The following is a 20,879-nucleotide window of genomic DNA, read 5'->3' as shown; positions in this document are numbered from 1 at the left end:
CTGGAAATAGCCTAACGCTATTTTCAGCTTTTTTATTGTTATATGTTAAACCGCTAGCTTATTTTTTTGCACTGGCACGTAAATCGGTTACTGTTTTACCACCTATCCCCCAGTTATCTGTATCAACTTCATCGATAACGACGACAGTTGTCGCAGGATTTTTGCCTAACACATCCACTAAAAGCTGTGTTGCCCCAGCAATTAATTGTTCTTTTTGTTCTGCTGTTGCACCTTCGCGGGTAATTTTAATATTAACGTATGGCATTTATTTTTCCTTATTACGTTTTACATTATTGATAGGTGGTTAATGCAGGGAATTAACCCTATCTCGTGAGGTTACAATTTTAGGTGATAGATTGCGTTTCACTCTTGTGTTTTTCTTTGCGCATATTAGGTCCATCTGTTGCAATCCAAGCGGCACAAAAGAGTGTTAGTCGTGCAAAAAAGTAGAAGAAAGCCATTAAACCAATCACAGAGCCAAAAGCTGCACCAGAAGGTGAACTGGCTAATCTAGGTAATAACCATGTCATCACCGACTTTAAGATCTCAAAGCCAATTGCGGCGATAAGCGTTCCTTTTAATAATGAGATACGTTTAGGTTGGTGACGAGGTAAGATCCACAATATCCACAAAAATAACAGATAATTGGCACTAATAGAGATAGTTAAACCAATAGTTGTCCAAGCAGGTGTGAGCCATTCAATACCATCTAAACCTAATGTATGCACAATCAATTTTTGTGCGGAGCCAGCAACGGAGGTTAGTGTAATAGTGATAACAAGTGCAACAAGTAAACCGATAAGGGCTAAAAAATCGCGAAAATAACGAAAGTAAATTTTTTCTTGATCCTCTTTGTTGCGTTCCCATATCGGGCGAGACTGAGCCAAAATGGCTTGGCGTAAGTTCCCGACCCAGTTAACACCAGAATACAAGGCGATGGCTAACCCTGTTAAACCTACGGTTGTACGTTGACGAACCGCAGTATCAATACTTTGTTGAACGGTTGAGGCTAAAGTTGGATCATCAATACTATTGGCAACTCCCGTAATTAATTTGGCCAACAAATCAGGGTTTGAAGCTAAAATAAAACCCGCACAAGCAAAAGAGAGCATTAGTACAGGAATTAATGATAAAAATGAGAAGTAAGTGATAGCCGCACCAAACTGGTTTCCCATTCGGTCAGTAAAACGCTCTGCCGCTCGAATAAGGTGAGCAATAAAGGGAATGTTGGTAACAAAATTAGTGAATTTTATACCAATACCAATGGCTTTTTTTCCACCATGAAGCCCTTTTTCTAACCCATGCTTAATGGGCTGAGTCAGTTGAGTGTTTTTATTGGATGCCTTTTTCTGTGTCTCTTCTGACATATATCCTCTTTAATTAAATCAGTCCATTCTTAAGAATTGAGTACTATTATGATAATGATTATTGAAAAATAGCATAAGGTTATGCCTATTACATAACTTAATGCTTATTATCATTAGCTATCTATTAGGGTAGCAGAGTTGTCTGCTTTGGCTTAAGTATGATGATATTTTTAACAGTTATGCGCTTTTTATCTAAGCAAACCTATGATTAGCAGGTAGTTCGAATGAATAATAATTCCCATTATATGGCTTAACATAATGGGAATTTACGGGGCATTATTTTTTTGTGAGTAGCTCTAACTCTTCTTCAGCTGCTTTCAACTCAGCTTTTGCTTGCGCAAGTTTATCTTCTCTTTTAGTAATTTTATCGCGCTCTCCCTTAAGTTGCGCTTCTTTTAATTCTAATTCACGCTCTTTCACTTCCAGTTGTTTTTCACGTAATTCTAGGCGGGTATCTTCAACAACCTTTTCTGGAGTGCAATAACGTTCTACTTTATTAAGTGCTCGCTCTAAGCCTTGTACTCGATATTGATTACCATGCATTTTGGCATAGTCGATTTGTCGTTGAATATTCTGTTTTTTGATGTCACAACCATTAACCGCTGTTTCTGCTGATGCATAACTAGCTGTTAAACTAAGAATAATTGCAGTAAAAATATATTTTTTCATTCTATTCCTTTATCTGACTTAAGTTAAATATTGATTTATCATAACCTCTGCCTGCCAAGACACAATGTTTCTTTTTCTTTCAATAAAGAAGTTCAGCTTTTTCTGATACACTTAGCTTATTCACTCTTTTCAGAGTAAGTTAATTACTTTGCTATGCCCATTTCTAACGGAAGATAAAGAATGCTGAGCTATCGTCATAGTTTCCACGCTGGCAACCACGCCGATGTATTAAAACATATTGTTCAAACCCTGATTATTGAGTCTTTAAAAGAGAAAGAAAAACCGTTTCTTTATTTGGATACTCATGCTGGCGCTGGACGTTATCAGCTCACCAATGCACATGCGACTCGCACGGGAGAATACTTAGAAGGCATTGCACGCTTATGGCAACAAGAAGAGGTGCCTGAGCTTATCTTGCCTTATTTGGAGGCGGTCGGTTCGTTAAATACATCTGATGAGTTACGTTATTATCCCGGCTCTCCTTTATTGGCTGCTAAATTATTGCGTGAGCAAGATCTGTTAATGCTAACCGAATTACATCCTACCGATTTCCCTTTATTACGTACGGAATTTTCCCGCGATAAACGTGTGAGAGTGTGTCGGGAAGATGGCTTTGGACAATTAAAATCAAAACTCCCTCCCGCCAGTCGTCGTGGGTTTGCTTTAATTGATCCACCTTATGAACTTAAACAAGATTATAGTGCGGTTGTTAAAGGCATTGTGGAAGGCTATAAACGTTTCGCCACCGGGACCTATGCAATTTGGTATCCTGTTGTGCATCGCCAACAAATTAAACGGATGCTAAAAGAGCTAGAGGCCACCGGTATTCGTAAAATTCTGCAAATTGAGTTGGCAGTGAAACCAGATAGTGATCAACTAGGTATGACAGCATCAGGTATGATTGTTATTAACCCACCTTGGAAATTGGCATCACAAATGGCGTCTATCTTGCCTTGGCTACATAAAACCTTGGTTCCTGAAGGTACTGGACACACATTAGTTGAATGGGTTGTACCAGAATAAGTCATTTATTACTGTTTTACCTATTACTGTAAAAGCGAAAACCTAACCTGCTAAGTAATAAAATTTGTCATAATAGACTTTATTACATGAAAGAATTAGCCTGTTAGGTACCTATTTTTCTACAGATAAATGGATTAGATCAATTATGAGCAAACATTACGATTATATCGCCATCGGTGGCGGTAGTGGTGGCATCGCATCAATCAATAGAGCGGCTATGTATGGCCAAAAATGTGCATTAATTGAAGCGAAAGCGCTAGGTGGCACTTGCGTTAATGTCGGTTGTGTCCCGAAAAAAGTGATGTGGCATGCTGCGCAAATTGCCGAAGCAATTCATCAATACGGTCCTGATTATGGTTTTGATACTACAGTAAACCGTTTTGATTGGGATACATTAATCAGTAGCCGTACTGCTTATATTGATCGTATCCACCAATCTTATGAACGTGTATTAGGTAATAATAAAGTTGATGTTATCCAAGGCTTTGCCCGTTTTGTTGATGCGCATACTATTGAAGTAAACGGTGAAAAAATTACCGCAGATAATATACTTATCGCCACGGGAGGCCGTCCTATTCAGCCAAACATTCCAGGGGCTGAATATGGTATTAACTCTGATGGTTTCTTCGAACTTAGCGCATTACCAAAACGTGTTGCTGTTGTGGGTGCCGGCTATATTGCTGTTGAATTAGCGGGTGTATTAAATGCGTTAGGGAGTGAAACACACTTATTTGTGCGTAAACATGCACCATTACGTAGTTTTGATCCACTAATCGTCGATACGCTGGTGGAAGTAATGGAAGCGGAAGGGCCTAAATTACACACCCATGCAGTTCCTAAAGCTGTGGTTAAAAATGCCGACGGTAGCTTAACGTTACAACTTGAAAATGGCTTAGAGCAGACGGTAGATACTTTAATTTGGGCGATTGGTCGTGAACCTGCTACAGATAATATCAATTTAGCGGCTACGGGTGTTAAGCTAAATGAAAAAGGGTATATTCAGGTTGATAAATTCCAAAATACCAATGTGCCCGGTATTTATGCCGTAGGTGATAACACAGGTGCGGTAGAATTAACCCCTGTTGCGGTAGCCGCTGGACGTCGTTTATCAGAGCGATTATTTAATAATAAACCTAATGAACATTTAGATTATACCAATATTCCAACAGTGGTATTTAGTCACCCAGCTATTGGTACTGTGGGTTTAACGGAACCTCAAGCTATTGAGCAATATGGCGCTGAGCAAGTGAAAGTCTATAAATCTTCTTTTACTGCCATGTATAGTGCAGTGACACGCCATCGTCAGCCTTGTCGGATGAAATTAGTCTGTGTGGGTGCTGAAGAAAAAATTGTCGGAATCCACGGTATTGGTTTTGGCATGGATGAAATGTTGCAAGGTTTTGCAGTGGCATTAAAAATGGGTGCCACGAAGAAAGATTTTGATGATACTGTTGCTATCCACCCAACGGCGGCGGAAGAATTTGTGACAATGCGTTAATTTTTTCACATTTAATTAAAAAGCGAGTACTACTATAGTGGTATTCGCTTTTTATTTTAGCTAATCGTGCTATCGAGTCTATTTATTTTATCTGCATAAATGGTCGCTTTAAATACAACATCAGTCGTTAAATGTTAATAAAATATTTATACCCTTTCTTATCAATACCTCCATCTAAGACATACTTTTCCTTTTAATTCAAGTTAATACTTATTTCGACTCTTTTGTTCCACTTTATTATCAATAGGTTTTTTTTTATAAGTAACCATAATGTTTCTAATGGTATTATGTCTTATTAGTATTATTAACAAATTATTATATTCATTAACATTATAATAAAACATGATATTATAAAGCCTCTAAAAAATAATCTAATAACAATATAAATAGTAAGACTATTACTGAGGTAAAAGATGAACATTTCAAGGAGAAAGCTACTTTTAGGTGTTGGTGCTGCGGGCGTTTTAGCAGGTGGTGCGGCTTTAGTTCCAATGGTTCGCCGTGACGGCAAATTTGTGGAAGCTAAATCAAGAGCATCATTTGTTGAAGGTACGCAAGGGGCTCTTCCTAAAGAAGCAGATGTAGTGATTATTGGTGCCGGTATTCAGGGGATCATGACCGCTATTAACCTTGCTGAACGTGGTATGAGTGTCACTATCTTAGAAAAGGGTCAGATTGCCGGTGAGCAATCAGGCCGTGCATACAGCCAAATTATTAGTTACCAAACATCGCCAGAAATCTTCCCATTACACCATTATGGGAAAATATTATGGCGTGGCATGAATGAGAAAATTGGTGCAGATACCAGTTATCGTACTCAAGGTCGTGTAGAAGCGCTGGCGGATGAAAAAGCATTAGATAAAGCTCAAGCGTGGATCAAAACAGCTAAAGAAGCGGCAGGTTTTGATACACCATTAAATACTCGCATCATTAAAGGTGAAGAGCTATCAAATCGCTTAGTAGGTGCTCAAACGCCATGGACTGTTGCTGCATTTGAAGAAGATTCAGGCTCTGTTGATCCTGAAACAGGCACACCTGCACTCGCTCGTTATGCCAAACAAATCGGTGTGAAAATTTATACCAACTGTGCAGTAAGAGGTATTGAAACTGCGGGTGGTAAAATCTCTGATGTGGTGAGTGAGAAAGGGGCGATTAAAACGTCTCAAGTTGTACTCGCTGGGGGTATCTGGTCGCGTTTATTTATGGGTAATATGGGTATTGATATCCCAACGCTCAATGTATATCTATCACAACAACGTGTCTCAGGGGTTCCTGGTGCACCACGTGGTAATGTGCATTTACCTAATGGTATTCATTTCCGCGAACAAGCGGATGGTACTTATGCCGTTGCACCACGTATCTTTACGAGTTCAATAGTCAAAGATAGCTTCCTGCTAGGGCCTAAATTTATGCACTTATTAGGTGGCGGAGAGTTACCGTTGGAATTCTCTATTGGTGAAGATCTATTTAATTCATTTAAAATGCCGACCTCTTGGAATTTAGATGAAAAAACACCATTCGAACAATTCCGAGTTGCCACGGCAACACAAAATACGCAACACTTAGATGCTGTTTTCCAAAGAATGAAAACAGAATTCCCAGTATTTGAAAAATCAGAAGTTGTTGAACGTTGGGGTGCCGTTGTGAGTCCAACATTTGATGAATTACCTATCATTTCTGAGGTCAAAGAATACCCAGGCTTAGTGATTAACACGGCAACAGTGTGGGGTATGACAGAAGGCCCGGCAGCGGGTGAAGTGACCGCTGATATTGTCATGGGCAAGAAACCTGTTATTGATCCAACGCCGTTTAGTTTGGATCGTTTTAAGAAGTAAACCCTTGTTTTACTGTAATTAAACACATTAAGGAGTTTTCATGCGCTATAAAAGTCTACTTGTTGCTTTACCTTTCGTGTTCGGTGTAGCAAGTGCAAATGCAGCGGAGAATGTTGTGCATCATAAATTAGACGGTATGCCTATTTCAGAAGCAGTTGAAATTAATGCAGGTAATAATCTGGTTTTCTTAAGTGGTAAAGTGCCTACTAAGAAATCCGCAGATGCACCAGAAGGTGAATTAGCTTCTTACGGTAATACCGAAGAACAAACTATTAATGTTTTAGAACAAATCAAAACTAACCTGAATAACCTTGGTCTTGATATGAAAGACGTGGTTAAGATGCAAGTATTCTTAGTTGGTGGTGAAGAGAATAACGGCACTATGGATTTTAAAGGCTTTATGAACGGTTATTCTAAGTTCTATGACGCTTCAAAAACCAATCAATTACCAGCACGTTCAGCATTCCAAGTGGCTAAGTTGGCTAATCCAGCATGGCGTGTAGAAATTGAAGTGATTGCAGTTCGTCCTGCTAAATAAAGACCCCCTGTATTTTACCTTATTTTAAGGTAAACCAATTTTATAAAACGCTAGAGAAGGGCAACTTTCTTTAGCGTTTTTTATGGCTATTTTTTTTCCGTTAGCCACTGAATAATAAAATCAGCAATAGCTTCTGGCGAATTAATATCTAGCAGTGGGAGGGATGTGTCTAAATCACTATCACTAGCTAGTGCAATCACATGTTCATCCAGTAACTCATTAACACTTCGCTCATTGATATGACGGTAAAGTGCAATTTTAGGGATAGCCTCTGTTTTGAAACCTTCCACTAAAATCATATCGAGTTTACTTGCATCAAAACGAGAAGCGAGATAGTACAAATCCAGCTCAGCTAAATCAGGGGTTTCGGTCATTAATGCCCAACGTTGTTGACTAGCGACTAATGTTTGTTCGGCTCCGGCTTTTCTAAGTTCATAGCTGTCTTTGCCTGGTTTATCGACATCCATATCATGATGGGTATGTTTTATCATACCAACCCGAATATTTCTGTTACGCAACAAAGGAATAAGTTTTTTTAGTAAGGTTGTTTTACCTGTACCACTCCAAGCGGTGATCCCTAATAGCGGTAACTGATTTTGTGTCATCTTATGAGCTCCTATTTTGCTATGTGATTGGCGTTTGCTATATCTTCAGGTGTGTTTAAATTAATAAAGGCTGCGGCCTGATTAGCAAATAAAACCGGTTTAGCGGCGATTTGGCGCATAAATAGCATTAATTTACGGTCACCTTGAGCGAGATAAGCCTCAAGTGTTGGAATAAGACAACGATTTAACAGTGCCAGTGTTGGGTGCTCTCGCTGCCCATCGTCGGCATAGACGGCTAAGGCATCCCCTTTGTGACGATAGAGCGTTTCAACCAAGTTGCTAGGAAAATAGGGGACATCACAAGGAACAAACACAACCCAAGGGGTTTGAGCTTGTTTTAATAATGCCAGCATTCCAGCTAAAGGACCGGAAAAATCGCTGGTTTCATCGGTGATAACAGGATACTGGCTTTGGCGATAGCGTTCCAGATTACGGTTTGCACTAATCAGAATAGAGGCAACCTGTGGTGATAACTTTTGGGCAATATGGAGGTATAAAGGTAGCCCATGTAAGAGTTGAAGCCCTTTATCAGCGCCTCCCATTCTAGTAGCTTGGCCACCGGCGAGTATACCGCCTGTGATATTCTGGTTTTTCATAGTCAATATTTGTGAATGAGTTTGCGAAAAATTGCGAACAATACTTATCAAGTAAAGACGATATAGTAATAGAAAGCACGAACTTATTCTGGTTACATGTAAAGCAACAGCAATTTTTTTAAAAAAGCGTAATATTTACGCAGATTGACAGAGGTTGTCTTTTTCTCTTAGAGAATACTTGGTACTTTGTTGTTATTTTAATAATAAGGATTTTTTGTATGAAATGTCACCGTCTTAATGAAGTGATGGAATTATTGCACCCAGTATGGGAAGAGCATTCTGATTTAAACTTAGTTCAATTATTACAGAAACTGGCGGATGAAGCAGGTTTTAAAGGTCAACTTGCTGATCTAACTGATGATATTTTGATCTATCATCTAAAAATGCGCAATACCGCACCCACAGATGTTATTCCTGGGCTCAAGAAAGATTATGAAGAAGATTTCAAAACAGCTATTTTACGTGCTCGCGGTGTGATTAAAGATTAATTTCAGGATAGGACATGGCCATATCTGCCTCATTTAATTTTCAAGGATTGTCTCCCGATAGTATTTGGGATGCGCTAATTAATATTGGGTTTTATCCTGATTCAGGGCTGACGGAATTAAACAGCTACGAAAATCGTGTTTTTCAGTTTATGGATGAGCACAAACAACGTTATGTGGTGAAATTTTATCGTCCTCAACGTTGGAGTTATTCACAAATAAAAGAAGAACATGAATTTGTTTTAGCGCTAAAAGAGGCACAGGTTTCTGTCGCAGCGCCTATCGAGGTAAAAGGCGAAACAGTTCATCTTTCTAATGAAGGGTTTTATTTTGCATTATTCCCAAGTATTGGGGGAAGAGCATATGAAACTGATAATCTATTTCAGCTTGAAGAGGTGGGGCGGACATTAGGACGTATCCACCAAATAGGTAGAAAAAAGAGCTATCAATATCGGCCGACACTGTCTGTTGCGGACTATTTGGTCGCGCCAAAATTAGAATTTGAACAAAGTGATTTAGTTCCAACGCAATTAAAATCTCAATTTATTGATGCTATTGATAAAATTATTCATGAAGTGAGTCCTAAATTATCAGACTCAACATGGAAAAAATTACGACTACATGGGGATTGTCATCCCGGCAATATATTGTGGCGTGATGAAGTCGTTATGGTTGATTTTGATGATTCTCGTATGGGAAGTGCAATTCAAGATTTTTGGATGTTATTAAGTGGCTCAAAGCAAGATCAGCTTATACAGCTAGATACATTGCTTGAGTCTTATAATGAATATCAAGATTTTGATGTGAGAGAACTATCATTAATTGAACCTCTACGTGCGATGAGAATGGTGCATTATATCGCATGGGTATTAAAGCGCTGGAAGGATCCTGCTTTTCCAAGAACCTTTGTTTGGTTTCAAGAGCAAGACTTTTGGTTTAAACAACTCGCTTTATTTAAAGGGCAAGTGGAGCAATTAAATGAGCCACCTTTACAACTTAGCCCAATGTATTAATTTTTAGGAGATAATACGAAATGAAAAAAATTTGGCTGGCGTTAGCAAGTATGGTGTTAGCATTTGGTGTTTCAGCTGCCGATATTTCTGAAGGTAAGCAGTATACAAACCTTTCTAAGCCTGTTGCAGGTGCTCCACAAGTGGTTGAATTTTTCTCTTTTTATTGCCCTCATTGCTATCAGTTTTCTGAAGTGTATAAGGTCAATAGCACAGTTGAAAAAAATGTACCAGAAAACACCAAAATGGCTCGTTACCACGTTGACTTCTTAGGGCCGTTAGGTAAAGAGATGACCCGTGCATGGGCGGTTGCTATTGCATTAGGTGTTGAAGACCAAGTCTCTCCAGCCTTATTTAAAGGAATACAAGAAACACAATCTATTCGCTCTGTTGATGATATTCGCACTACCTTTATTAATGCAGGGGTAAAAGCGGAAGATTATGATGCAGCAATTAATAGTTTTGTGGTTAACTCATTGGTAAGCCAACAACAAAATGCGGTAACTGATTTCCAAATTAATGGTGTACCGGCAATGGTTATTGATGGTAAATATAAAATGAAAAATGATGGCATTAGTGCTAAATCACCAGAAGAGTATGCAAAAGCTTATTCTGATGTCGTCAATCAATTACTGATGAAAAAATAATTGATAAGTTATTGCTAATTGATAGATAAGTAGAAATAGCTACCAATGTTAGATAAAAATGGCACCCATTGTTTGTGAGTGCCATTTTTTTATTCTTCATATTTCCTTCATAATATAACTATCCACATTAATTGATGTATATCTAATTAATTCAATATAATTAGTAATGCATCGTAAGTCATTGATTTTTTAATTATGTTAATAAAGTGAAAATAGACTTAATCACTTAATATAGATAGGGTTACAAAAATACTCACAGAGTTATCCACAGGATATTCATGAATAACGCAAACAATGTAATGTCAGGGAAATAGTCTGTAATATTACTGTAAATAAATATTAACGAACTGACTCTTTTGGTTCCTTGTTTATGGTTGTGTTGCGCTAATTTTTTTAGGTAAAGAAGCAATAACTTGTTATATTTTAGTTTATTATTTTCCGTTGCTAAGTGTAATTGCTTAGTATTTGGAAATGTTAATATAGTTAACCTCTTAGAATAATGAAGAATGTAGATTTTATGTTAATAATGATTATTTATCATTTAATTTAACTGCTTTATTCTCCCATTTTGCTTATTTGACAATATTCTTTTACTTATGCTAGAACTGGTAATAGTTATATTTATTATCCAACATAAAAAATTCATTCTTATATATTGGATAAATAACAGTAGGAGGCGTGATGCAAAACGAAACAGATCCTGAAAATCTTACTTTACTCGATGAATCTACCTCAACAAGCCTTGTTCCTTATCGTGGAATTAGATTAGCGAATAACCCAATAAATAAATTAATGAGGAAAATTAAACAGAAACTCGCCACGCTAAATGAAATTAATATTGTCACATTAGTCAGTTGGATAGCAACAGTCACTGCCTGTGGTATGTATGTCTCTTATATTCCACAAATAATGGACAATCTTAATGGCATTAAAACTAGCCCATTTCAGCCTTTTGTTGCAGCCATAAACTGTTTATTATGGACTTATTATGGCGTGAAAAGTAAAGAATATCCCGTTGCGATTGCTAATGCTCCCGGTATTCTATTCGGTACTATTGCTTGCCTTACTGCAATTATTTAATTAATTAACTATACCGCATTTTATTACCGTATTTTATTAAAAATAATATAGAGAATATAAATAATCATATATTATTGAGGTGTTTCTATATTATTTTTAGTCATTATTTTGTATAAAACGAATAATATTTATCGTCTTTTTATTAAGATAAAATTGATCTGCTTGATTTATTCGAATCAATGATTGTCGGTGACTAACCGATAATTATATCTGTCTATCGTGATAAGAAGTTTGTCAATAATCTCAGGTAATATTCGTCTATTGCGTTGCAATGTGGCATTCTAGTCATATCAATGAACCTCAGAACAATGATGAACAGATTATGGTCCAGATAGCAGAAAACCCCTTTATCCTTGTAGATGGCTCTTCATACCTTTATCGTGCCTATCATGCTTTTCCTCCGCTAACTAATAGCAAAGGAGAACCCACAGGGGCGATGTATGGTGTGTTAAACATGCTACGCAGCCTAATAATTCAGTATAAGCCTAGTCATGTGGCGGTTGTGTTTGATGCTAAAGGCAAAACATTCCGTGATGAGTTGTATGAGGAATATAAATCTAATCGCCCACCAATGCCAGATGATCTGCGTGAGCAGATTGAGCCTTTGCATGAAATGGTTCAAGCGATGGGCTTACCGTTACTTTCTATTACTGGCGTTGAAGCTGATGATGTGATTGGCACATTGGCATTAAAAGCAGCCAGTGATGGTCGTAATGTGTTAATCAGTACCGGTGATAAAGATATGGCACAGCTAGTTACGCCCAATATCACACTTATCAACACGATGACGAATGTTATTTTAGGCCCCGATGAAGTTAAAGAAAAATATGGAGTGCCACCGGAGTTGATTATCGACTTTCTCGCACTGATGGGTGACTCATCAGATAATATTCCCGGTGTTCCAGGCGTAGGTGAAAAAACAGCATTAGGGCTATTGCAAGGACTTGGTAGCTTAGAGGATATTTATCAACAGCTTGATAAAATAGCCACATTGAGTTTCCGAGGTGCGAAAACACTTGGCGCTAAAATGGTTGAACATGAGAAAGTTGCCAAACTTTCTTATCAATTAGCGACAATTAAAACAGATGTAGCGCTTGATAAAACCTTTGATGACTTAGTGGTTAATGAACCTAATTTAGATAAGTTGCTTGAAATGTTTACGCGTTATGAATTTAAACGCTGGATAAGTGACTTACAAAATGGTGGTTGGTTAGCTCAACGCAGTAGCCGTAAAGCGCCAGTCCCCTATAGTGCAGAAGTCGCAACACCCAAAGAGCAGCCAGCTGCAGACAATTTCCCGCTTATCTCTCAAGAGAACTATGAGTCTATATTGACTCATGAAAGCTTAATGCGCTGGGTTGAGGTACTGAAAAAAGCGCCCGCCTTTGCTTTTGATACTGAAACAGATAGCTTGAATAATATTGATGCACGTTTAATCGGTCTGTCATTTGCGGTAGAGCCTGGCAAGGCCGCTTATATTCCATTGCGTCATGATTATCTAGATGCACCAGAGCAATTACCTGTTGATGAGGTACTAACTGCTTTAAAACCGATTTTAGAAGATAAAACCATCTTAAAAATTGGGCAAAACCTGAAATTCGACCGCGGCATTATGGAAAATGAAGGCATCGAATTAAACGGTATTTATTTTGATACCATGTTGGAGTCTTATGTCTTAAATAGTGTGAGTAGCCGCCATGATATGGATACCTTAGCGGAAAAGCATTTAAATCATAAAACGACGACATTTGAAGAGATTGCTGGTAAAGGTAAGGGGCAACTTACCTTTAATCAGATTGAGGTTGAACAAGCGACCTTATATGCAGCGGAAGATGCTGATATTACCTTGTTACTGCATCAAGCGCTTTATCCTCAAATAGAGGCGATTGCACCGCTAAAACACGTTTATCACGATATTGAGATGCCATTAGTCCCTGTGCTTTCACGCATGGAGCGTAAGGGCGTATTGATTGACGCACAAGTGCTTGCCATGCAATCCCAAGAAATCACTCAACGTTTAGCTGAGATTGAAAAAGAGACATTCGCGTTAGCAGGGCAAGAATTTAATCTCTCTTCACCTAAGCAATTACAAGAGATTTTATTTGAAAAACTCAATCTTCCTATTATCAAGAAAACGCCAAAAGGTGCTCCTTCAACAAATGAAGAAGTGTTAGAAGCGTTAGCGCATAGTCATGAGTTACCTCGTTTAATTTTAGAACATCGTGGATTGGCAAAATTAAAATCGACTTATACGGATAAATTGCCGTTGATGGTCAATAGTAAAACTAAGCGGGTGCATACTTCATATCATCAGGCGGTGACTGCGACAGGACGTTTATCTTCTCGTGATCCTAATCTGCAAAATATTCCAGTAAGAAATGAAGAGGGGCGTCGTATTCGCCAAGCGTTTATTGCCCGTGATGGTTTTAAAATAGTTGCTGCCGACTATTCTCAAATCGAATTACGTATTATGGCGCATTTATCGCAAGATAAAGGTTTGCTTGATGCTTTTGCTCAAGGGAAAGATATTCACCGAGCTACTGCATCTGAAGTGTTTGGTATACCTTTAGACGAAGTCACCTCAGAACAACGTCGTAGTGCGAAAGCGATCAACTTTGGTCTTATTTATGGGATGAGTGCTTTTGGTTTATCACAGCAGATTGGTGTTGAACGAAAAGAAGCACAGCGATATATGGATCTCTATTTTGAACGTTATCCAGGGGTATTAGATTATATGGAGCGTACCCGTAAACAAGCGTCACAGCAAGGCTATGTGGAAACGTTAGATGGACGCCGTTTATATCTGCCAGAGATTAACTCTAAAAATGCGATCCGACGTAAAGCATCAGAGCGTGAAGCGATTAACGCACCTATGCAGGGAACGGCAGCCGATATCATTAAAAAAGCAATGATTGCGGTGGATAATTGGATCTGTCATGAATGCCCTGATGATGTACATATGATTATGCAGGTACACGATGAATTAGTGTTTGAGGTACGAGAGTCATATTTAGAAAAAGCAAATGCGATGATCCATAAGCTCATGGAAAGTAGCATGGAGCTTGCTATTCCACTGAAAGTCGAAGTCGGAGTCGGTAATAACTGGGATGAAGCCCATTAATGACGAGATAACACTTTGTTTATAATAGATATCAGAATGGTTTTTTAACTGATGAATTTAAGCGGGATAGCCATAAGGTTTTCCCGCTTTGCTATATTTAAAGCTAGGGAAGGGGAACAATAGGAATTGTGGGGGGATAAAAAATAAAAAGCCCAGTTGTTTGACTGAGCTTACACTATAAAAGTCATTAGTATTAACAATATCAAAAGTTAAATACATTCCATTAAGCAACTTGGGTGCTATTGAGTTTGCTTAATTTTTTCTGTTTTTTCTCGATACGTTGACGTTTTAACGGCGATAAATGGTCTATAAATAGTTTACCATTGAGGTGATCTAGCTCATGTTGAATACAGCCAGCAAAGAGATCGGCTGCTTCTAGCTCGATTTCATCACCATTTCTATCTAGTGCTTTGACTTTTAAGTAGCGAAAGCGTTGTGTGGGAGCAAAAGAGTCTGGGATAGAAAGACAACCATCCATCATATCCATTATTTCATCTTCAGTACTGATAATTTCTGGGTTAATAAGAGCAATGGGTTGATCTCTATTTTCAGAAACATCAATAACGACAATACGTTTAGAGACATTAACCTGAGGAGCCGCTAAGCCAATTCCTCTTTCTGCGTACATGGTTTCAATCATGTCATCGATTAATGTGCGTATTTCGTCATCTACTTTTTCCACAGGTGTAGCAACTTTGCGTAGTCGCTCATCAGGAAAATGCAGTAGCGTTAATACAGCCATGAATACCTCATTTTATCGCTAATTTACAAATTTATTACGGTCTCGCGATAAGCCTATCACAAAATTAGTCTGTATAAACCGCACATTTTGTGTGATTTGTTTTATTTTTAAGCACTTTTTACAGGTGATTTAGATCTCATAAATATGTAATTAAACTACATTTATTGAGCATTTGAATACATGAACATCAAGCTGAATCGTGTTTGCATGTGAAAAAAAATTACAAAAGGGCTTTTATTAGCCAAAAAAATAGAGTACATTATCTCTTGTAGGGTACAGAGGTAAGATGTTCTATCTTTCAGACCTTTTACTTCACGTAATCGGATTTAGCTGAATATTAGCTGCCCCAGTCGACTTTATTTCGACTGGGGCATTTTTTTATCTAAAATTTGCACGAGTGATTAATGCTAAGAATGGAAGGGGAAGCCATATTTTCCCCTAGTAAAGCGGATAGCGAGTTAAGCTTCTGTCTCTGGTTCGTTAGTATCAGTAAACCACTCATTTAAGGTATTACGTAATTTATCAATGCCTATTTTTTTCAAAGAAGAAAAACACTCAACACGTATATCACCTGATTTTTCTGACAGTGCATCCTGTACCGCCATTAACTGCTTTTTACGTGCCCCTGATGCTAATTTATCCGCTTTAGTGAGCAAGACGAGAGTCGGAAGCTCTGAATCCACCGCCCAATCAATCATCTGCATATCGAGATCTTTTAATGGATGACGGATATCCATTAAAATAACAACTCCTTTTAAGCACTCTCTTTTTTGCAGGTATTCACCTAAAGAGCGTTGCCATTTGCGTTTCATCTCTTCGGGGACTTGAGCATATCCGTAGCCAGGTAAATCGACTAAACGTCGTTCTTCCTCAATTTGAAACAGATTGATAAGTTGAGTACGACCGGGTGTTTTACTGGTTCTTGCCAATCCATTTTGTTGCGTTAGTGCATTTAATGCACTGGATTTACCCGCATTAGAACGACCCGCAAAGGCAATTTCAATTCCTGTATCTGGTGGTAAATGGCGGATATCAGGTGCACTGATAATGAAATGTGCTTTTTGGTAATTAAATTGGGTCATTATGGTATAAGCCTCTCTGAAATAATGCGCTTCCTCATGCATACTAAGATGAGTTTTGCATAGAGAATCGAAAATCGATTAATTAACTATTCCCTCTATTTTGGCGTAATTTAGCGACTTATAACAGTAATTAAACATGAAAATTTACCCTGTTATGATGTAAATGCGTTTATTGTGCGTAAATAAAGGTAAATGATTGGCACTATTTGCCCCAGCGAATTAAAATCGCTGCATATTAAGTAAGTTGTAGACTATTAAAGTAAAGGATCCCTGCATGTTAAAACGTTTTTTTGTCACTCTCGTTACCGCTTGCACCTTGACAACAACAAGCCTTGCAATGGCTGCAACGGGAGAGACCTTTGTTAAATTAGTCACATCTGAAGGCAATATTGAACTGTCACTGGATAATAAAAAAGCCCCTATCACAACGAAAAATTTTATTCAGTATGTCGAAGATGGTTACTATAACGGGACCACTTTTCATCGAGTGATCCCCGGATTTATGATCCAAGGTGGGGGATTTACGGCAGATTTGCAACAAAAGCAGACACGAGAGCCGATTAAGAATGAGGCTGATAATGGCTTACGTAACTTAAAAGGCACCATTGCAATGGCTCGTACATCAGATAAAGACAGTGCCACAAGCCAATTCTTTATTAATGTTGCTGATAATGCCTTTTTAGATCACGGTCAACGTGATTTTGGTTATGCGGTGTTTGGTAAAGTAGTGAAAGGCATGGATGTTGTCGATAAAATTTCACAAGTGCAAACCCGCAATATTGGTCCTTACCAAAATGTACCCGTTAAAACCGTGACGATTTTATCCGCTGAGGTGGTTAAAGAATAATGGGTGATTAGGTTAGACACTTCTCTAGCCTAAGCCAGTCAATGAACAGATATCCAGAATGCGTTCTCACATTCTGGATATTGTCGATCAAAAAAATTATTTCTGATCTTTGTTTTTGACATATGATCTTCTAGTACCGCGCTTGTTTGCTTTATTTATCTCTTAATTGATGAATAATCACCGTCATTATTGTTATTGCGCAATAAATCAACAGCTTTTCTTACTTACTATTTATATTTTACACCTGTGCTATGATAATCGGCTTCGTTGTATCCAGGTCGGTTGAATAACGAGCTATTTTGTCAGGGATATAACGGTTTCAAAATAGCATTAAAACAGATAATGATAATAAAATCAGTCGGATAAGCTAATATGCTGTTACTTATTGATAATTACGACTCGTTTACCTACAACCTTTACCAGTATTTTTGTGAACTGGGGGCGGAGGTTGTTGTTAAACGTAATGATGAGATTGGGCTTAAAGAGATAGAAAAGATGATGCCATCACATCTTGTTATCTCTCCGGGACCTTGCACGCCAGATGAAGCAGGGATCTCTCTTGAGGCGATACAGCGATTTGCCGGGGAAATACCTATTTTAGGTGTTTGCCTTGGTCATCAGGCGATTGGGCAAGCTTTTGGTGCATCCGTTATCAGAGCCCGTGAAGTGATGCATGGCAAAAATTCATTAATACACCATAATCAGCAAGGGGTGTTTAAAGGGCTTAATCGACCTTTAAGCGTTACCCGTTATCACTCTTTAGTGATTGATGCGACAACCTTGCCTGTCCCTTTTGAGGTTACAGCATGGAGCCAACATGACGGGAATGTTGATGAAATTATGGGGATACGTCATCGTACTTTACCCATTGAAGGTGTGCAATTTCATCCTGAAAGTATTCTGAGTGAACAAGGGCATGAGTTATTAAATAATTTTCTTAAATATTAATTGGATAATGAAAATTTAGCGTCATTATCCACTTTTATATCAAACCTTATTTGATTTTTTATTCATATTTAGTGATTATATTTTCATTGTATAGCTAAATGTCGGTCAGGTGGGGTAATGATAAATCAACGTATTAATCGGGCAACTTACGATCAGGTAATGTTGCCAATTTATTCACCAGCAGATTTTATTCCTGTTAAAGGGCAAGGTAGCCGTGTTTGGGATCAACAGGGAAAATCCTATATTGATTTTGCTGGTGGTATTGCTGTTCTAGCGCTTGGGCATGCGCATCCACTATTGAATAAAGCACTGCAAGAGCAAAGTGAGAAGCTTTGGCATGTAAGTAATGTGTTTACTAATGAGCCGGCATTATGTTTAGCTCAGAAATTAATCCAACATACTTTTGCTGAGCGTGTCTTTTTTGCCAATTCTGGGGCAGAAGCGAATGAAGCCGCACTTAAATTAGCACGACATTACGCTATTACCCGTCATAATCCTTATAAAACGAAGATAATTGCCTTCCACCACGCCTTTCATGGTAGAACATTTTTTACAGTCTCTGTTGGGGGACAACCTAAATATGCGGATGGTTTTGGTCCTAAACCTGCGGATATTATACATGTCCCTTTTAACTCTCTTGATGCTGTAAAAGCCGTGATTGACTCTCATACTTGTGCCGTAATACTGGAGCCTATCCAAGGTGAGGGCGGAGTGACACCGGCGACAGCGGAGTTTATGCATGGCTTACGTACACTATGTGATAAGCATCAAGCGCTATTAATTCTTGATGAAGTACAAACGGGTATGGGGCGAACCGGCAAACTATTTGCTTATATGCACTATGATATACAGCCCGATATTATTACCAGTGCCAAAGCATTAGGTAGTGGTTTTCCTCTCAGTGCGATGTTAACCACCGAGGATATCGCTTCGGTAATGGGGGTAGGAACACATGGTACGACTTATGGGGGGAACCCATTAGCCTGTGCAGTAGGCAATGCTGCTTTTGATTTAATCAACACTCAGGCGGTATTAGAAGGTGTCAGTGAGCGTCATCGTTGGATAGTGGATGAATTGCAGGCGATAAACCAAACTTATGCTGTGTTTTCTCAAATTCGTGGACAAGGCTTATTAATTGGCGCGCAGTTAGCACCACTGTATGCAGGTAAAGCAAAAGAGTTACTTGCACTGGCCTCTAAGCATGGCTTAATGATGTTAAATGCCGGGGCTGATGTAATACGCTTTACGCCAGCGTTGATTATTACCCTCGAAGAGTTACAAGAGGGCATGAATGCGTTAAGAAAAGCGCTTGATGAGTTTGTAAAAGCAGAGTGAATTCAAATGTAAAACCCCATCATTGCGATGGGGCTTCATACAAAATAATCACTGTCCATCAGTTAAATGGGCTGTTTTCAATGCAACTTAACGAGTACCGTAAACAACGATAGTTTTACCGTGTGCTGAAATGAGGTTTTGATCTTCCAGCATTTTTAAAATACGGCCTACAGTTTCACGTGAACAACCCACAATTTGACCGATTTCCTGACGTGTAATTTTAATTTGCATGCCATCAGGATGCGTCATTGCATCAGGTTGTTTAGCTAAATTTAATAAAGTTTGTGCAATACGACCTGTTACATCAAGGAAAGCAAGGTTACCTACTTTTTCTGATGTGGTTTGTAATCTATTCGCCATTTGAGCGGAAAGGCGCATCAGAATGTCAGGATTGACCTGAATTAATTGGCGGAATTTTTTATAGGAAATTTCTGCTACTTCACAGGCTGTTTTTGCTCTAACCCATGCACTACGTTCTTGATCTTCTTCAAATAATCCAAGTTCACCGATGAAGTCACCTTGGTTTAGGTAGGAAAGGATCATCTCTTTTCCTTCTTCATCTTTAATAAGAACAGCCACGGAACCTTTAACAATATAATAAAGTGTTTCCGCTTTTTCACCTTGGTGGATCAGCGTGCTCTTGGATGGATATTTGTGAATATGGCAGTGTGACAAAAACCATTCAAGAGTCGGGTCTGTTTGCGGCTTGCCGAGAACCATTCGCGTTATCCTCTGTACGTTAATGCAGCCTTTCAAAACGGATTGACACCCTTTTGATACAGCGTGCTTAAAATCCTATCTTTACCGATTAACTTCCTGAGAATTCGGAAAGTTAATAAGGAATAGATTATAATAAATGAGAAAATAATGCATTGATCTTAACCACTATCATCAAGCAGATATTGTTTTTAACACAGTTAACGCATTAAGTCTCGTTTTACGCAGTCAGCATAATAAACCTATTTGCTAATTGCTAGTTGAATTATGAGAATGTACTCTTTTAGTCTTAGTTGTATTTAGGGGAAAAATAAAATGGAAGCACGTGTTAAATGGGTTGAAGATTTATCTTTTGTTGGCGAATCATCTTCCGGCCATCAAGTTATGATGGATGGTAATTCAGGTGATAAAGCGCCTAGTCCGATGGAAATGGTATTAATTGCTGTGGGTGGTTGTAGTGCTATTGATGTGGTGAGTATCTTACGTAAAGGTCGCCACCAAGTCACTGATTGTGAAGTGAAATTAACATCAAAACGTCGTGAAGAGGCACCTCGTTTATTTACCGATATTAATTTACATTTCATTGTTTCCGGCAAAGCGTTGACAGATAAAATTGTTGAGCGAGCTGTACAATTATCAGCAGAAAAATATTGCTCTGTTTCTTTAATGTTAGGAAAAGCGGCCAATATTACGCACTCTTTTGAAATTAAAGATCCTGAATAAATTTGATATTT

General features: G+C 38.4%; 22 protein-coding genes. 14 read left to right on the top strand and 8 right to left on the bottom strand.

Annotated features, from left to right (window positions below):
• Positions 1 to 58: 58 nt before the first annotated feature.
• The 3 genes from AACU98_RS12540 to AACU98_RS12530 form a co-directional block, all read right to left on the bottom strand.
• Positions 59 to 265 (bottom strand): 2-hydroxymuconate tautomerase family protein, encoded by a 207-nt coding sequence (locus AACU98_RS12540; protein WP_004246849.1) that lies wholly within the window; start codon positions 263 to 265, stop codon positions 59 to 61.
• Positions 266 to 344: 79 nt separating this feature from the next.
• Positions 345 to 1,367, bottom strand: coding sequence for an inner membrane protein YhjD (gene yhjD / locus AACU98_RS12535; RefSeq protein WP_004246850.1), 1,023 nt, complete (start codon positions 1,365 to 1,367; stop codon positions 345 to 347).
• Between the two features lie 276 nt (positions 1,368 to 1,643).
• Positions 1,644 to 2,036, bottom strand: a complete 393-nt coding sequence (locus tag AACU98_RS12530) for a DUF1090 domain-containing protein (protein ID WP_004246851.1) — start codon at positions 2,034 to 2,036, stop codon at positions 1,644 to 1,646.
• A gap of 180 nt (positions 2,037 to 2,216) precedes the next feature.
• Here AACU98_RS12530 and AACU98_RS12525 point away from each other — a divergent pair, with 180 nt between their 5' ends.
• From AACU98_RS12525 to AACU98_RS12510, 4 genes are all read left to right on the top strand, one after another.
• Positions 2,217 to 3,059, top strand: a complete 843-nt coding sequence (locus tag AACU98_RS12525) for a 23S rRNA (adenine(2030)-N(6))-methyltransferase RlmJ (protein WP_004246852.1) — start codon at positions 2,217 to 2,219, stop codon at positions 3,057 to 3,059.
• A 145-nt stretch (positions 3,060 to 3,204) separates the two neighbouring features.
• Positions 3,205 to 4,557: a glutathione-disulfide reductase gene (gene gorA, locus AACU98_RS12520; protein ID WP_004246853.1), complete on the top strand. Its 1,353-nt coding sequence runs from the start codon at positions 3,205 to 3,207 to the stop codon at positions 4,555 to 4,557.
• Between the two features lie 413 nt (positions 4,558 to 4,970).
• Positions 4,971 to 6,392, top strand: a complete 1,422-nt coding sequence (locus AACU98_RS12515; RefSeq protein ID WP_004246855.1) for an NAD(P)/FAD-dependent oxidoreductase — start codon at positions 4,971 to 4,973, stop codon at positions 6,390 to 6,392.
• A 40-nt stretch (positions 6,393 to 6,432) separates the two neighbouring features.
• Positions 6,433 to 6,930: a RidA family protein gene (locus AACU98_RS12510; RefSeq protein WP_004246856.1), complete on the top strand. Its 498-nt coding sequence runs from the start codon at positions 6,433 to 6,435 to the stop codon at positions 6,928 to 6,930.
• 86 nt (positions 6,931 to 7,016) lie between these two features.
• Here the strand turns inward: AACU98_RS12510 and mobB are convergent, their stop codons facing one another.
• Entirely contained in the window at positions 7,017 to 7,535 is a 519-nt protein-coding gene (gene mobB, locus AACU98_RS12505; RefSeq protein WP_004246857.1) for a molybdopterin-guanine dinucleotide biosynthesis protein MobB, read from the bottom strand.
• Between the two features lie 11 nt (positions 7,536 to 7,546).
• Positions 7,547 to 8,131: a molybdenum cofactor guanylyltransferase MobA gene (gene mobA, locus AACU98_RS12500; protein WP_004246859.1), complete on the bottom strand. Its 585-nt coding sequence runs from the start codon at positions 8,129 to 8,131 to the stop codon at positions 7,547 to 7,549.
• Between the two features lie 218 nt (positions 8,132 to 8,349).
• Here mobA and AACU98_RS12495 point away from each other — a divergent pair, with 218 nt between their 5' ends.
• The 5 genes from AACU98_RS12495 to polA all read left to right on the top strand — a co-directional run bounded on the left by AACU98_RS12495 (position 8,350) and on the right by polA (position 14,474).
• Positions 8,350 to 8,619 carry a YihD family protein gene (locus AACU98_RS12495; protein WP_004246861.1) on the top strand — a complete coding sequence of 90 codons (270 nt, stop codon included), beginning with the start codon at positions 8,350 to 8,352 and terminating at the stop codon, positions 8,617 to 8,619.
• Positions 8,620 to 8,633: 14 nt separating this feature from the next.
• Entirely contained in the window at positions 8,634 to 9,629 is a 996-nt protein-coding gene (locus tag AACU98_RS12490; RefSeq protein WP_004246862.1) for a serine/threonine protein kinase, read from the top strand.
• Positions 9,630 to 9,649: 20 nt separating this feature from the next.
• Positions 9,650 to 10,273 carry a thiol:disulfide interchange protein DsbA gene (gene dsbA, locus AACU98_RS12485; protein ID WP_004246863.1) on the top strand — a complete coding sequence of 208 codons (624 nt, stop codon included), beginning with the start codon at positions 9,650 to 9,652 and terminating at the stop codon, positions 10,271 to 10,273.
• A 681-nt stretch (positions 10,274 to 10,954) separates the two neighbouring features.
• Positions 10,955 to 11,353, top strand: a complete 399-nt coding sequence (locus AACU98_RS12480) for a SemiSWEET family transporter (RefSeq protein ID WP_004246864.1) — start codon at positions 10,955 to 10,957, stop codon at positions 11,351 to 11,353.
• Positions 11,354 to 11,675: 322 nt separating this feature from the next.
• The gene (polA, locus tag AACU98_RS12475) at positions 11,676 to 14,474 is read left to right on the top strand and encodes a DNA polymerase I (protein ID WP_049208511.1); all 2,799 of its coding nucleotides are present in this window, start codon (positions 11,676 to 11,678) and stop codon (positions 14,472 to 14,474) included.
• 223 nt (positions 14,475 to 14,697) lie between these two features.
• Here polA and def read toward each other — a convergent pair whose 3' ends face one another.
• Positions 14,698 to 15,216, bottom strand: a complete 519-nt coding sequence (gene def, locus AACU98_RS12470; RefSeq protein WP_004246867.1) for a peptide deformylase — start codon at positions 15,214 to 15,216, stop codon at positions 14,698 to 14,700.
• Positions 15,217 to 15,502: 286 nt separating this feature from the next.
• Here def and AACU98_RS18470 point away from each other — a divergent pair, with 286 nt between their 5' ends.
• The gene (locus tag AACU98_RS18470; RefSeq protein ID WP_438361642.1) at positions 15,503 to 15,550 is read left to right on the top strand and encodes a hypothetical protein; all 48 of its coding nucleotides are present in this window, start codon (positions 15,503 to 15,505) and stop codon (positions 15,548 to 15,550) included.
• A 124-nt stretch (positions 15,551 to 15,674) separates the two neighbouring features.
• Here the strand turns inward: AACU98_RS18470 and yihA are convergent, their stop codons facing one another.
• The gene (gene yihA / locus AACU98_RS12465) at positions 15,675 to 16,298 is read right to left on the bottom strand and encodes a ribosome biogenesis GTP-binding protein YihA/YsxC (protein ID WP_161734830.1); all 624 of its coding nucleotides are present in this window, start codon (positions 16,296 to 16,298) and stop codon (positions 15,675 to 15,677) included.
• 274 nt (positions 16,299 to 16,572) lie between these two features.
• On the opposite strand from yihA, the gene ppiA reads away from it, so the two are divergent.
• From ppiA to AACU98_RS12450, 3 genes are all read left to right on the top strand, one after another.
• Entirely contained in the window at positions 16,573 to 17,145 is a 573-nt protein-coding gene (gene ppiA / locus AACU98_RS12460) for a peptidylprolyl isomerase A (RefSeq protein ID WP_004246869.1), read from the top strand.
• Between the two features lie 372 nt (positions 17,146 to 17,517).
• Positions 17,518 to 18,093, top strand: coding sequence for an aminodeoxychorismate synthase component II (locus AACU98_RS12455; protein WP_004246870.1), 576 nt, complete (start codon positions 17,518 to 17,520; stop codon positions 18,091 to 18,093).
• 117 nt (positions 18,094 to 18,210) lie between these two features.
• Positions 18,211 to 19,428 (top strand): aspartate aminotransferase family protein, encoded by a 1,218-nt coding sequence (locus AACU98_RS12450; RefSeq protein WP_004249107.1) that lies wholly within the window; start codon positions 18,211 to 18,213, stop codon positions 19,426 to 19,428.
• 87 nt (positions 19,429 to 19,515) lie between these two features.
• Here AACU98_RS12450 and crp read toward each other — a convergent pair whose 3' ends face one another.
• A complete protein-coding gene (gene crp, locus AACU98_RS12445; RefSeq protein WP_004246872.1) occupies positions 19,516 to 20,148 on the bottom strand; it encodes a cAMP-activated global transcriptional regulator CRP in 633 nt (210 codons plus the stop codon).
• A 312-nt stretch (positions 20,149 to 20,460) separates the two neighbouring features.
• Here crp and AACU98_RS12440 point away from each other — a divergent pair, with 312 nt between their 5' ends.
• Positions 20,461 to 20,868 (top strand): OsmC family protein, encoded by a 408-nt coding sequence (locus tag AACU98_RS12440; protein WP_161734827.1) that lies wholly within the window; start codon positions 20,461 to 20,463, stop codon positions 20,866 to 20,868.
• The last annotated feature ends 11 nt before the right edge of the window (positions 20,869 to 20,879 follow it).

The organism is Proteus sp. G4380 (genome assembly GCF_963885725.1).
Classification (GTDB): Bacteria; Pseudomonadota; Gammaproteobacteria; order Enterobacterales; family Enterobacteriaceae; genus Proteus; species Proteus mirabilis.
The sequence above is the reverse complement of the archived record's forward strand: the minus strand, read 5'-3'. Positions and strand labels throughout refer to the sequence as shown.

Excerpts from the sequence above, each read along its gene's own strand:
- AACU98_RS12540 (WP_004246849.1), bottom strand. The coding sequence starts at position 265 with ATGCCATACGTTAATATTAAAATTACCCGCGAAGGTGCAACAGCAGAA.
- yhjD (WP_004246850.1), bottom strand. The coding sequence starts at position 1,367 with ATGTCAGAAGAGACACAGAAAAAGGCATCCAATAAAAACACTCAACTG.
- AACU98_RS12530 (WP_004246851.1), bottom strand. The coding sequence starts at position 2,036 with ATGAAAAAATATATTTTTACTGCAATTATTCTTAGTTTAACAGCTAGT.
- AACU98_RS12525 (WP_004246852.1), top strand. The coding sequence starts at position 2,217 with ATGCTGAGCTATCGTCATAGTTTCCACGCTGGCAACCACGCCGATGTA.
- gorA (WP_004246853.1), top strand. The coding sequence starts at position 3,205 with ATGAGCAAACATTACGATTATATCGCCATCGGTGGCGGTAGTGGTGGC.
- AACU98_RS12515 (WP_004246855.1), top strand. The coding sequence starts at position 4,971 with ATGAACATTTCAAGGAGAAAGCTACTTTTAGGTGTTGGTGCTGCGGGC.
- AACU98_RS12510 (WP_004246856.1), top strand. The coding sequence starts at position 6,433 with ATGCGCTATAAAAGTCTACTTGTTGCTTTACCTTTCGTGTTCGGTGTA.
- mobB (WP_004246857.1), bottom strand. The coding sequence starts at position 7,535 with ATGACACAAAATCAGTTACCGCTATTAGGGATCACCGCTTGGAGTGGT.
- mobA (WP_004246859.1), bottom strand. The coding sequence starts at position 8,131 with ATGAAAAACCAGAATATCACAGGCGGTATACTCGCCGGTGGCCAAGCT.
- AACU98_RS12495 (WP_004246861.1), top strand. The coding sequence starts at position 8,350 with ATGAAATGTCACCGTCTTAATGAAGTGATGGAATTATTGCACCCAGTA.
- AACU98_RS12490 (WP_004246862.1), top strand. The coding sequence starts at position 8,634 with ATGGCCATATCTGCCTCATTTAATTTTCAAGGATTGTCTCCCGATAGT.
- dsbA (WP_004246863.1), top strand. The coding sequence starts at position 9,650 with ATGAAAAAAATTTGGCTGGCGTTAGCAAGTATGGTGTTAGCATTTGGT.
- AACU98_RS12480 (WP_004246864.1), top strand. The coding sequence starts at position 10,955 with ATGCAAAACGAAACAGATCCTGAAAATCTTACTTTACTCGATGAATCT.
- polA (WP_049208511.1), top strand. The coding sequence starts at position 11,676 with ATGGTCCAGATAGCAGAAAACCCCTTTATCCTTGTAGATGGCTCTTCA.
- def (WP_004246867.1), bottom strand. The coding sequence starts at position 15,216 with ATGGCTGTATTAACGCTACTGCATTTTCCTGATGAGCGACTACGCAAA.
- yihA (WP_161734830.1), bottom strand. The coding sequence starts at position 16,298 with ATGACCCAATTTAATTACCAAAAAGCACATTTCATTATCAGTGCACCT.
- ppiA (WP_004246869.1), top strand. The coding sequence starts at position 16,573 with ATGTTAAAACGTTTTTTTGTCACTCTCGTTACCGCTTGCACCTTGACA.
- AACU98_RS12455 (WP_004246870.1), top strand. The coding sequence starts at position 17,518 with ATGCTGTTACTTATTGATAATTACGACTCGTTTACCTACAACCTTTAC.
- AACU98_RS12450 (WP_004249107.1), top strand. The coding sequence starts at position 18,211 with ATGATAAATCAACGTATTAATCGGGCAACTTACGATCAGGTAATGTTG.
- crp (WP_004246872.1), bottom strand. The coding sequence starts at position 20,148 with ATGGTTCTCGGCAAGCCGCAAACAGACCCGACTCTTGAATGGTTTTTG.
- AACU98_RS12440 (WP_161734827.1), top strand. The coding sequence starts at position 20,461 with ATGGAAGCACGTGTTAAATGGGTTGAAGATTTATCTTTTGTTGGCGAA.